This window comes from Roseimaritima multifibrata (assembly GCF_007741495.1).
GTDB classification, from domain to species: domain Bacteria; phylum Planctomycetota; class Planctomycetia; order Pirellulales; family Pirellulaceae; genus Roseimaritima; species Roseimaritima multifibrata.
On record NZ_CP036262.1, the window covers coordinates 5,657,745 to 5,670,383 of the forward strand.

Genomic DNA, 12,639 nt, shown 5'->3' on the forward strand with positions numbered 1-12,639 from the left:
CGATGGCGACGCTCGCCAGAGCCTGGACCGACCAGCAATTTTTCAAATGGGCGAGTGGAAAAGAAACATTCCGGCACAGCGAGCCGGGAGTGTCGCAGAGCGCGGACAAGCCCCCATCTTCCTAGCGGAACGGCGCAAGCCGTCCGGCCCGTCGCCTGGGCATCCAACCTAAACAGCGCCAACCGTCCCGCATTTTTTTTCGCGGGCGAGTAGAAAACTTTCCGGCATCCGGGGGGCCAGGAGTGTCGCACGGGCCGGACGGCTCGCGCCGTTCCGCTAAGAATGGTTGGCGTCCCGCATTTTTTTCGCGGGCGAGCAGAAAACTTTCCGGCATCCGGGGCCAAGAGAGTCGCACGGGCCGGACGGCTCGCGCCGTTCCGCTAAGAATGGTTGGCGTCCCGCATTTTTTTTCGCGGGCGAGCAGAAAACTTTCCGGCATCCGGGGCCAAGAGTATCGCACGGGCCGGACGGCTCGCGCCGTTCCGCTAAGAATGGTTGGCGTCCCGCATTTTTTTTTCGCGGGCGAGTAGAAAACTTTCCGGCATCCGGGGCAAGAGTGTCGCACGGGCCGGACGGCTCGCGCCGTTCCGCTAAGAATGGTTGGCGTCCCGCATTTTTTTTCGCGGGCGAGCAGAAAACTTTCCGGCATCCGGGGCCAAGAGAGTCGCACGGGCCGGACGGCTCGCGCCGTTCCGCTAAGAATGGTTGGCGTCCCGCATTTTTTTTCGCGGGCGAGTGGAAAACTTTCCGGCATCCGGGGCAGGAGTGTCGCACGGGCCGGACGGCTCGCGCCGTTCCGCTAAGAGTGGATGACCAGCCCCCCATTTCCCTAGCAGAGCGGCGCAAATCGTTCCGCCTAAATTCCGTGCTTCACCAACAGAGTGGGTATAGCGCAGGACGTCCCGCAACGAACGAGAGAGATTCACTCCTCGCGTTTCCGGTAACTACTTCGCTTTTAGTTCGGCCGCTTCGGCTTGCAATTTTGCGATTTCGTCTTCTAGTTCTTTGATTTCGTCCAAATCATCTGCCTGCTCTTTCGCTCCAGCAAGTCGCGGCCGCAGAGCTTGCAATTTTTTATTGATAACATCAAACCTTTTTTTTGCTTTTTTATCCATTTCGCATCAAATCTTTGTTGGAAGCAGAGGGGGGTAACCAAGGTGAATTTCGGCACCTTCTGGAAGTTCTCATAGCGTACGACAATCCCCTTAAGCTGTCGCCTTCGCTATCGGTCATTCAATCGTTTTATCCGTTACATCCCTACTGGCTGGTCACTACCCTCCCAAAAGAGAGGTGAAATAATTGGCCAAACCCCTATAGTTGGAATCAGTCTAGCCTAGCAGCGAAGGATCGTTGAATTACGATATTTAATATATCCATCGATTGGCTCCTGTGTCCTACGGCCCCAGTGATTGCCAACAAAACCGTCCCCAATCTTTGCCGGAGCCTTGCGTGACCACACCCGCAGACAAATGGGCCGACCTAACGCCTGCAGATTTGGTACGCACCGTCCGAAGCCGCCTGCCATCGGTTTTGCTGACCGCTTTTGTCGTGACCTGCTTGGTCGCGCTCGCTTTGTTGGCAATGCCCAACCGGTATAGCAGCGAGGGAATGCTGTTTGTGCGATTGGGTCGTGGTTCGGTATCCCTGGACCCCACGTCGACCACAACCGCGACCGTATCCCTTCAAGAAAGCCGACGTGCTGAAGTGGCAAGCGTCCGCGAGATGCTGGACAGTCGAATCATCGCCGAACGTGTTGTCGACGCGATTGGCCCCGACGAATTCTTGAAACCGCGAACACGCATCTCAAAGTCGATCAAAAACCTGCTGACGTTTCTTCCCTCGCGCGAACTTTCAAGCTATGGCGAAATGAGTGGCGAAGCATACGAAAAGGCGATTGAGCGGGAAGAAGCGATTGCAAAACTTCAAAGCCAAACGTCGGTTTCGATCCCTGACAATTCATATAACGTTGTCATCCGAGTGGAATTGGACGATCCGTTTTTGGCCCGTGACGCCGTCGAACATGCTTTGGACATCTATCACCAAGATCACATCCAAGCTCACAGCGTCAGCGGCTCCCTCGATTTTTTTGAACAACAGTGCGCCGAATCGTTGCAGGCTTCCCTCGCCGCCCAGCGAAACTTGCGCGATGCGAAGAACCGTATGCAAATCCTCTCCTCGGACTCGCAGGAACGAACGCTGCAGGAACGGATTGCAAAACTAGAACTTGCCTACGATGAAACGACTGCCGAACTGAGTCGCGTCACGGCTGAAAAAAATGGCTTGATTGCCCAACGCGATCTATTGGAAGAGTGGATTCCGACAGAAAAAACCAGTGGTGTCGCAAACCAAGCAGGCGACGGTATGCGTGAAGCTTTATACGACCTTGAAATCCAAGAACGAGAAGCCCTATCGCGTCTGAACCCTAGCCATCCCAAATACAAAGCAATGCAGAAACAGGTTGTGAAATCAGCCGAAATTGTCCAAGGCCAAAAAGAAGACCGCCCCTTAACGGTCGAATCCTTGAATCCAATTCGTCTGACACTCGCCTCCAGCGTGATGTCCAATGAAGGGGTCATCGCCGGCCTAAAAGCAAAATTGGTATCGATCGAAAACAATTTAGAAACATCACAGGAAGCGCTTGCGAAACTAAACAACGACGCGGTCGAACTAAGCGAATTGACTTGGATCGCTAACATTGCCGAAGCCAATCACCTGAAACATTCGACCAGCCTAGAAGAGGCCCGCATGTTGGCGGCTTTGGATCAAAACGGAATGAGCGACCTATCGGTTGTTCAACCCGCTTCCTTGATGCTGAAAAAGACCGGCCCACAACGCTCCATGTTACTGCTGATCGGCGGTGTATTGGGGCTGTGCCTGGGAACCTTGCAAGCGTTGATCCGCACGCCGCCAGCGCCTCCGGCCCCTTCGCTGGGAAACCCCAAACAAGACAATCAACATCATGATCCTTCCCCTCCTGAAACCACGGTCTCCGCAGAGACACCACTGGACGGCGAAGAAAACGCAACAACGCCAGATGAATTAGCAGCCAGTCCGCTACCGCGTTAGTCACGAAAAACGTAAGCAACAATCACCATTGATAATGCACCATTGATAGAAAACGACATCGGTTATGAGTCTCTTACTGGATCAAATTAGCAGTCGCTGGCGGGGAGCTTCCTCCTGCCATCGGTCGCTGCTAACTCGCCGGCAACTAGAAAGAGAACTCACGCGTGAACGGATGCGAACCGCACGTCACCAATCCCCTTTCTGCTTGTTGACAATCGAACTCCTGAAACCGACCTGCTCGAAGAAAAATCTACGATCAGCCGCAAAACTATTGTTTCGCTCGGTTCGCAAAACCGACCTCAAAGGTGAACTGGCTCCACGTACGCTGGGCGTGCTGTTAGTCGACACCTCCGAAATGGGCGGGCGCATCGCGATCGACCGCCTGCGGACGCTGTTCTTAAATGCAGGACTAAATATCAAAGTGGGTCTGCAAGTCTTTGACCCTTCCGGTTTCCAGCGCTACGACCAACCATCCACTCCCCAAAAACCTCCTGCAAACCATCTACCGGGCTCTTCGGATTCCTTGAACGACAAGGATAAAAACGGAGACAACCACGATCACCAGCCACCTGAACCGGTCACCGCCTTCACAACCTCCACCAACCGCGCGACGAAGAGAGCCTTCGACATTGCCGGAGCAAGCTGTGGGTTGCTGCTTGCCGCGCCTCTGATTGCGGGGATGGCCCTTTCGATACGATTAACCAGCAAGGGTCCAGCCTTCTTTCGACAATTACGAGAAGGACAAAACGGCAAACCGTTCACGATCTATAAAATGCGTACGATGGTCGTTAACGCGGAATCCCAACAGCCTTTTTTAGAATCTCAAAACGACCGTAACGGCCCGGCCTTCAAGATGGCCAATGACCCGCGGGTCACACCGCTGGGCGACATCCTGCGCCGCTTGTGCTTGGATGAACTTCCTCAATTGTGGAATGTTCTCCGCGGCGACATGTCGCTGGTGGGGCCGCGGCCACTACCATTATCCGAAAGCCGTGCATGCACTCCCTGGCAGCGGCGACGACTTGATATTCGCCCGGGGCTGACCGGTGTCTGGCAGGTTAATAAACGTCAGGCCAAGAACTTTGATGAATGGATGCGTTTGGATTTAGGCTACGTCGACAATCGCTCCATGATCAAGGATGTAACCTTGTTGGCCAAAACGGTAACCGTACCGTTATCCGGCCGAGGCAGCGAATAGTTTGTCCGGTACGTCGGACCTGTCTTCAACCTCTTCGGTTGCCCCGATCCGGTGGCAACAGCGGGTTGCCGGTTGGGCATCGGTAGGCGGAACCTTTTCAGCAACGTTTGCTACCTTTGGCTGTTTTGCAGTGCAAGGAATTGTCCTTGCCAGAATGTTGGGGCCGGAAGGTCGCGGGGCATTCGCCGCCACCATCGCCTATCCACAGATGCTTCTGTACCTAGGGTTACTGGGCGCAGCCGATCTGTACGCTCGTGAAGCGGCTCGCCAACCGGACGAGGATGCAGCGCTGCGAAGGTCCGCCCTTCTGTTTGGTTCACTAACGGGAATCGGCACGATGGCTGTCTGCATCGTTTTGACGGTATGCAGCATGCCGACCGAAAAACGGGATCTGATTCCGTTGGCGATCCTGCTTGCCATGACGCTGCCGCTGCAACACATTCGTCTTGCAGTGCAAGCCATCGATCACGGGGCAGGGCGGTTCAACCGCTACAACGTCTCTCGAATCATCGGCGCAGCAACTCCACCACTGGCACTGGGAATCGCTTGGCTACTAGGAGCTCATTCGGTGACCACCGCCGTTCTTGTCTACGCGTTGGCGATGCTGCTTACCGCTGGCTTGGTTCAGTGGGGGATGACCCAGCCTTGGCGAGGGCCTGTCACCCCCAGCCCACGCAAAGCGGCACGGCTGGGCAAAGGGTACGCAGCCTCACAAGTCGCCACCGAAGTCCTTGACCGAGCCGACCTAGGGCTGGTGCTTTGGCTGGGAACGCTGGTCGAACAAGGCTTTTACGCATCGGCCGTCCCGATCGCAGGAACGTTAGCCATTTTCCCCATGGTCGTGGCAACCTACGTTTTCCAGCGTGGTGCAGCGGGCACCAAAATCCTCAGTCGGGGAAAAATTGCCGCGACCCTTGGCGGGCTGACGGCTGTCCAAATCTGCAGCGGTTTGATTTTGGCGGGCCTATTGCCATTCCTAGTGCCACTACTGCTTGGGGAAAGATTTACTGCAGCGATCCCTTTCGCATTATGGCTGATTCCAGCAGCGGCGATTCGCGGAATCGCGATTGCTGGCGACGGGTATCTCCGCGGACGCAGCATCGCGCGTCCTGGGATTTTCGCTCGCATCATTGCACTATTGCTACTGATCGTGGTGACCGCATCCCTTTATTCAAGCCAAGGTATTTTTGCGATCCCGATCGGTTTGGCCGTCGCTCAAGTCGCCGCTGCAGGGATTATTTTTGGGGCGATGATTCAAAACTCGGCGACCGAGCCAGCCACTGCCTGGGGGGCGTCCGATGCCTAGTTCCCCCGATTCCGCGACGGCACCTTTCGCACAACCGCTTCCCCTGCGAGTCGTCCTGCTGACCCATTACATCCCGCTTTATCAAGTGCGAGTCTTCCAAGAGATCGCTCGTCAAGTCCGTGATTTCCAGATCCTGCTTTCCACCCCATTGGAACCGAACCGCGACTTCGAACCGGACTGGGGAGGACTGGACGTCCAGGTGCAAAAGAACCTGACGTTCCGACGTCGCTGGAAAGACCGCAACCGTGGTTTCCAAGATCAGCTGTACGTTCATTTCCCCTACGACACGCTCGGCCAACTGAAACGACTGCAGCCGGACGTCATCCTGTCGCTAGAGCTGGGCGCGCGTTCGATTGCGGCGGCAACCTATCGAAGCCTTCACAAAAATTCGCGGCTTGTGCTGTGCACCTATATGAGCGAGCACACCGAACAACATCGCGGATCGATGCGACGTGCGATCCGCCGTCCCCTGCTTAAGCGGGCCGATGCGGTGACCTACAACGGTCCCAGCTGCCATGACTACCTGACCGACCAAGGGGTGCCCGAATCCAAGCTTCACCCGCTCCCTTACGCCGCGGATGATCGCACGGTTTACACAGGCCCGGTCGAACGAGACGAAAATCAGGTAAGGTCTGAATTCATATCCGTCGGACAGTTAAGCGAACGCAAAGGGGTCCTACCTCTGGTGCAGCAACTGGTTCGATACGCCGCCGCCCATCCTCAGCGTCCCCTCACATTGAATCTTGCCGGGGAAGGGCCACTGAGAGAAACACTCGCAGCGGTTTCCAGACCAGCCAATTTCCAACTGAATCTATTAGGCAATCTCGCCCCCAAAAAACTGGGGAAACTGTTTGCAACCCAAGGTGCCGCAATCCTTCCGACGCTTGCCGATGAGTGGTTGCTAGTCGTCAATGAAGCGTTGCAAGCGGGTTTACCGCTGATTGCTAGTCGATACGCCCAAGCAACGACCAGTCTTGTGCGGCAGGACGTGAACGGCTGGCAATACGATCCACTGCAACAGGACAGTCTATTTACCGCACTAGACACCTACTTTGAAACCCCGGCAGCCAAGATGGCTTCGATGCGAATCGAAGCTCGTCAAAGCGTTGCCGAACGGACTCCGGCCTGGGCAGCCCAAGGCGCCGTCGCAGCCATCGCAGCGGTGTCCGCGTCCCTCCCATCGCAGAACATCTTGAAGGCAACTGAATGAGTCGTTTAATCGCCAGTTTATCTCTCGACCTGGACAACCAGTGGGCCTACCTGCGGGCCGCTGGCAGGGACCACTGGGAGACATCCGACAGTTACTTCCCTCAAGTGATTCCGCGGATCGTGCAGACGTTGCAAGAATTAAATTTGCCCTTAACCACCTTTCTGGTAGGGCGTGACTTGGTTCACCCCGATCGTTGCGAATCGATTTCCCAGCTAACCGAACTGTCGGAGTGGGAATTTGCCAATCACTCATTCAATCATGAACCGTGGCTGCACACGTTGGCGGAATCCGAAATCGCCGCCGAAATCGACGAGACAAGTGAAGCGATCAAGCAGAACTGGGGAACGGCTCCGGTTGGTTTTCGCGGCCCTGGATTCAGCTGCCCGCCGGCAGTACTGGGGATCTTAGCCGAGCGCGGATTCCGCTACGACGCATCGGTTTTCCCAACATCGATGGCTCCGGTTGCTCGAGCCTATTACATGATGAAAACGGGGCTTCGCGGAGCCGACCGCGACCGTGCGTCACAGCTGTACGGCGGCTGGAAAGCGATGCGGCAACCGAACCGGCCCTTCCAACGAACCATCAACGCGACAAATTTGTGGGAGATCCCGGTGACCGTCATGCCGGGATCCCGAACTCCGATTCATTTCAGTTACCTAACCTACCTAGCCAGTTTTTCAAAGCTTGCTGCGAAACAGTACTTTCGGACGACCTTGCGTTTATGCCAAATGAGTGGCACCTCTCCATCGCTTCTACTCCATCCACCCGATTTCATGGGCGCTGAAGATGCGGGTGAGATGTCCTTCTTTCCCGCGATGAAAATGCGCCGCGAATCAAAGCTGGGAATCTTGCGATGGGCGTTAGGGAAACTGGCTAATCAATTTGATGTCCGCACCCTTCGGTCTCAAGTCGATTCACTGGACGGGGGCCACAAAGAATGATTGATTTAGGAAAACAGAACATCCTTGGGATTGGCGTTAACGGCATCGACTACGAAGGGGCGGTGACTCGCATCCTTTCCGCCGCCAAACAGAAACAGCCACTTTCGGTAACCGCGCTCGCCGTTCACGGAGTGATGACAGGCGTCCTGGACGCGGAGCATCACTACCGGTTGAATCAATTCGATATTGTTTGCCCTGACGGGCAACCGGTTCGCTGGGCCCTAAACCGACTGGCTGGCTGTCAACTTCCCGACCGCGTCTACGGCCCTGAACTGACACTGCGGATATGCCAGGCCGCTGCCGACCAAGGGGTTTCCATCTTTCTGTTCGGGACCACCGACGCAATGTTGGCAACCTTGCAAAGCAAACTGAAAGAGCAGTTCCCAAACCTGAAAATTGCGGGTGCAAAGGCTTCAGCCTTCCGGCAACTACAGCCCGCCGAACGCGATGCGTTAGTGGAACAGATCCGATCAAGCGGCGCTGAAATCTGCTTTGTGGGACTCGGCTGCCCACGGCAAGAAGTCTTCGCGTACGAGATGCGAGACCGCCTGGGGATGCCACTGATCGCTGTTGGAGCGGCATTCGCTTTCCACGCTGGCGACCTAGAACAAGCCCCCCCCTGGATGCAACGCCATGGGCTTGAATGGTTTTACCGCCTAACGCGTGAACCGAAACGACTTTGGCGGCGGTACCTGTATCTGAATCCGTTATATTTAACCTTGTTCGGATTACAAAAAACAGGACTGTATCGAAGACAAATAGAGCAGGGCAGACTCCCTGCGAACGAACAGTTATTCGGTTAGCACGGATTTTTTACAATGACTGCCACAGGACGGCCACACCTGGCCCACGCAAAAGCCTCCGCCACGATCGTTCGCTCACTTGCGACCGCACTGATCGCCCTTCTTTTCGTTCAGGGCCTTCCCGTCTCCAATGCGGTTGCCGCTGTCCAAGTCGTTCGAGACCTAACCTTTTCCAAGGCGGACACGACCGACCTGAAATGCGATCTCTACCTGCCCGACAGCACAGGCACAGCGGAGGAACCAGCGCCTACACCGGTGGTCGTTGTGATTCATGGTGGTGCATGGCGATCGGGAAGCAAATGGTTGATCGGCAGCTACGGACGAACGCTGGCGAACAACGGAATCGCCGCGGTCGTGATCAATTACCGGCTTGCTCCTCAGTACCCGTTTCCAGCTCAGGTCGACGATTCTCGCGACGCCTTGGTTTGGATTGCGAAGCACGCCAAGGAGTATCACTTTGACACCAAACGGATCGGAGTCATGGGATATTCTGCGGGCGGCCACTTAGCATGCATGTTAGGAACGCTGGCAAATGAAGACCAGAAAACACGCTTAGCGACTTCGAATTGGGATGCTAAAGATCCACGCTGGCAGGAATTGCCGAGCATTGCGGCGGTTGTCGCAGGTGGAGCCCCTTGCGATTTTCGAAACCTACCCGAGGACAACACCCTGCTGGCCTACTTCCTTGGCGGTTCGCGTCGCGAATTCCCTGCCGCCTATGAAGCCGCCTCGCCGGCGGTCCATGCTTCTAAGGGAGATCCCCCCACGCTTTTTATCCACGGCAGCACCGACTTGATTGTGCCGATTGCCTCCGCACAAAGCTTACATCAAGCCTTCCAAAAAGTTGGCGTCCCCAGCGAATTCCTAACGATTGAGGGGAGCGGGCATATCCAAACGTTTATGGATGCACAGACATCTAAAGCGGCGACCGATTTCTTCAAGAAACATCTGCTGTAGCGGCTGGCAATGCGTTTTCCCATGCCACCAAGCCTTCGATTATCCGTCGCAGGAAATCTCTGCGTCTAGCGGGAAACCTCGTTTCGCTCGCCAACCGCCCCCTTTCTGACAAAGCAAGGCACGCAGTCGCTGATTTTCGTCGATCGCTGCGATTTCTTCATCCGCTTCGGAAAAGAGTGGCGACGGATCCAAAGAAAGGATCTGACCTTGTTCAATCCGAAGCAATTCATCATCCCGCAAACAAACGTGAGGCATCGTCGGCAAACCAAGCAGTGGAGACTGCAACATCCCCTCCACGTCGCCTTCACGAATTTCATCCAACGTGTGAGCTTGCTCGACACGGAAATCTCCGATCGCAGTCCGCCGCAGCGAAGTCATGACGGCGACCGTTCCGCATGCGGCAGCCAAATCGACGCCCAGACTGCGGATATACGTTCCGGATCCACAAACGATTCGAAGGTGCAAATCCGGATATTCATAGCGAAGAATTTCGATCGTATCGATCCGCACTTTGCGCGGCTTCATTTTGACATCCTGGCCCTGGCGAGCCAAGCGATAAGCCCTCTGCCCATCGATTTTGATCGCCGAATGGGCCGGCGGAACCTGTTCGATATCGCCGAGAAATTGGTCCCTCGCCACTTCGACCTGTTCAAGCGTGGGGATCGGCGCATTTTCCATCGGCTCAGGCGTCAATTCTAAATCGCCCGATGCGGTCTGAACGCCAAACCGAAAGACTCCGCAGTATTCCTTGGGCAGTTCTTGCAGGTAAGACGTCAACCGAACCGCTTGGCCGACGGGGACCAACAGCACACCGGTCGCCAGAGGATCTAACGTCCCCGCATGCCCAGCCTTGCAGGGCCGCACCTGACGGTGGACCGCATTGACCACCGAACGTGATGTAATGCCTAACGGTTTATCACAATTCAAAATACCAAACATCGACGGCTTCAAAATACGAGTAACGCACCGCTACTTGCCTTCGAGGGCAATATCCGGTGCAGGGTTCCCTATCGACGGAACACGTGTTCCCCAGCGAACCATGAAAAATCCAGCAACAACACACCCGAAAGCTACCAACAACAGGGTGGCTGGCAAGTGCTGTTCTGCCTGAACGTGAAAACCGATGCTTTGAAACCAAGATTCATAGCGAACCAGCAGCATCAAAAACGCATTGTGAGTGATATGCATCAACATCCCGGGCAACACCGAACCGGTTCTCAAAGCGATCCACCCCAGCACAATGCCGGTCATCGTGGAAGGGACAAACCTTTCCAACTGCAACACGCTACCTGTCAGGACGTGAAACAATCCAAACAAGGCGGCTGTGACCAAAACCGTCTTCATCCCGGCCAATTGTTTCCGGAATGCTGAAAACAAATAACCGCGGAAGCAGAGTTCTTCGACCACTCCTGGAGTCACCGCCAACGCCAGCAAAATCACCCAAGGAGAGACCGCTTGCATTTGAGCGGCCGCTTCACGAGCACTCGCAACCTGACTTAGATCCAAGGACCGGATTCCTAATTTTTCCATGATCAAGAACGCTTCCGCTGCAAAAGCCCAGAACCCTAACCCGATCACAAACGCGCCGAACGTAGCAAGGGGAGAGGGTGCCTTCAGGCGAAAAGTCGTCCGCAATCGATCTTTGCTGACCAGTGCGACGAACCATGGAATTCCACCAATCAGGACCCACAATGCGGCCGCATTGATAATCAACATCGATCCCATGCTGAGGGTGGGCCCCGAATCAGGATTTCCGGCAAGGCCCCCCAGAAGGTTGGAAGCGACAAAGTATATGGGGAAAAGGATTGCCAACATCATCGCCGCGGCACTGACGGTGGGAACGTCTCGTGGTTTTTCGGGACGTGCAAAAATCGACCCGATCGACAATTCACTTCCACGTAAAACCGCATCGGAACCAAACAGGCGTGCCGCCACACCCAGGGCCGCAGCGGCATAGGCACAGGTGGAAAGAATCGCCGCGACCGCTGGAACAGCCGCGACCCCGCCGGAGAGCAACTCCCTTGTCAATAAAACGATGTTGACCAAGGGAACCACGGCCAAAATGCCATTCAATTCGATGCCCGGCAGAAGCGATAAAACGCCCGGCGCCAACGACAGCAACATCAGCGGAATCAAATAGGCCTGAGCTTCCTTAAAACTCCGGGCAAAGCTGGTCAGCGCCAGCAGGACCGCGGCAAAGAACCCGCTGAACAATACCAACAACGCCAAAACCTGCAGAATGGCCACCCACGGAAAAGGAGCATCTTTTCCCAACAGGTGCTCAAGCAATCCACCTGCCCACAGCGTAATAAACATCGAGAACAGATTGACCAAGGCCGTCAGCAGGGCCACCGTAACGACCGCAACATACTTGGCGAACAAAATGCTGCTACGCGAAATCGGCGAAGCGATCACCATTTCGATCGTTCCGCGTTCTCGCTCGCCAGCGGTCAGATCGATCGCGGGATAAACCGCGCCCGTGATCGTCATCAACACCAACATCAATGGGACAACGGTCGCCAAGAGCGGCATCTGCTTCGAACTGCTGATGTCGCTGGTTTCCAATCGCAGGGCCGGTTCCACAGGAAGTCCGGTAACCGCCTCCAAGCGTTCTTTATTGACCGCTGCGCTATACCACTTGGTACGCTCGATCAGGATCCGACGGGCTTGTTGACTTGCTTCCTTTCCCGCCAATGCGACAACACGAATCCAATCATTTTGGCCATCGATATTCTCGACAACCAAATCGACGTCTCCACTGCGGAGATTATCCTCCGGCAGGCCTGTATCGCTTTGGTAAAATTCGAACTTCGCCGGTGGCAAACCTCCCGCGGCGGCGAGAATTTCCGGCGGTGGCTGGCTGCGTGGATCCTTCAACAGCGCATCAAGATACTCTGCCGCCTCTGGGGAATTTAATTGGACTCGAAACACCGTCCCTTGATCGGCTTCGCCCGACAGCACGCTCCCCCCACGAGCCAGCAAAAATCGATTCATCGTCATGCTTAGCAACGGATAAATCAACAATGGCATCAGCACCAAAGTAACGATCGTCCGGCGATCACGAAGCGTTTCCCGCAACTCTTTACGACATAGGCGTAACAAACGGCCAGCGGAAGCAGGCATAGTCGACGGGCTCGCGAAAGAAGAGAAGGAATCAA

10 protein-coding genes are annotated in these 12,639 nt (G+C 55.4%); 7 read left to right on the forward strand and 3 right to left on the reverse strand.

Translation table 11 applies throughout. From position 1 onward, the window contains the following. Nucleotides 1-944: 944 nt before the first annotated feature. Nucleotides 945-1,115: a hypothetical protein gene (locus tag FF011L_RS26520; RefSeq protein WP_218932772.1), complete on the reverse strand. Its 171-nt coding sequence runs from the start codon at nt 1,113-1,115 to the stop codon at nt 945-947. 334 nt (nt 1,116-1,449) lie between these two features. Between FF011L_RS26520 and FF011L_RS20555 the strand changes: the two genes are divergently transcribed. The 7 genes from FF011L_RS20555 (at nt 1,450) to FF011L_RS20585 (ending at nt 9,481) form a co-directional block, all read left to right on the forward strand. Then, a complete protein-coding gene (locus tag FF011L_RS20555) occupies nt 1,450-3,066 on the forward strand; it encodes a GumC family protein (RefSeq protein ID WP_218932773.1) in 1,617 nt (538 codons plus the stop codon). Between the two features lie 64 nt (nt 3,067-3,130). After that, the gene (locus FF011L_RS20560; RefSeq protein ID WP_145353829.1) at nt 3,131-4,264 is read left to right on the forward strand and encodes a sugar transferase; all 1,134 of its coding nucleotides are present in this window, start codon (nt 3,131-3,133) and stop codon (nt 4,262-4,264) included. A 1-nt stretch (nt 4,265) separates the two neighbouring features. Beyond that, nucleotides 4,266-5,570 carry a lipopolysaccharide biosynthesis protein gene (locus FF011L_RS20565; protein WP_145353831.1) on the forward strand — a complete coding sequence of 435 codons (1,305 nt, stop codon included), beginning with the start codon at nt 4,266-4,268 and terminating at the stop codon, nt 5,568-5,570. Then, nucleotides 5,563-6,780, forward strand: coding sequence for a glycosyltransferase family 4 protein (locus FF011L_RS20570; RefSeq protein WP_145353833.1), 1,218 nt, complete (start codon nt 5,563-5,565; stop codon nt 6,778-6,780). Before FF011L_RS20565 ends, FF011L_RS20570 begins: the two co-directional genes overlap by 8 nt. Further along, a complete protein-coding gene (locus FF011L_RS20575; protein ID WP_145353835.1) occupies nt 6,777-7,721 on the forward strand; it encodes a polysaccharide deacetylase family protein in 945 nt (314 codons plus the stop codon). Before FF011L_RS20570 ends, FF011L_RS20575 begins: the two co-directional genes overlap by 4 nt. Further along, on the forward strand, nt 7,718-8,524 hold the full coding sequence (locus FF011L_RS20580) for a WecB/TagA/CpsF family glycosyltransferase (RefSeq protein WP_145353837.1): 807 nt from the start codon (nt 7,718-7,720) through the stop codon (nt 8,522-8,524). Before FF011L_RS20575 ends, FF011L_RS20580 begins: the two co-directional genes overlap by 4 nt. 15 nt (nt 8,525-8,539) lie before the next feature. After that, complete coding sequence (locus FF011L_RS20585) at nt 8,540-9,481, forward strand: alpha/beta hydrolase (protein ID WP_145353839.1); 942 nt, start codon at nt 8,540-8,542, stop codon at nt 9,479-9,481. A gap of 39 nt (nt 9,482-9,520) precedes the next feature. On the opposite strand, the gene truB is transcribed toward FF011L_RS20585, so the two are convergent. Together truB and FF011L_RS20595 are read right to left on the reverse strand one after the other, a co-directional pair. Next, complete coding sequence (truB, locus tag FF011L_RS20590; RefSeq protein WP_145353841.1) at nt 9,521-10,420, reverse strand: tRNA pseudouridine(55) synthase TruB; 900 nt, start codon at nt 10,418-10,420, stop codon at nt 9,521-9,523. A 30-nt stretch (nt 10,421-10,450) separates the two neighbouring features. After that, nucleotides 10,451-12,604, reverse strand: a complete 2,154-nt coding sequence (locus FF011L_RS20595; protein ID WP_145353843.1) for an ABC transporter permease subunit/CPBP intramembrane protease — start codon at nt 12,602-12,604, stop codon at nt 10,451-10,453. Nucleotides 12,605-12,639 lie beyond the last annotated feature (35 nt).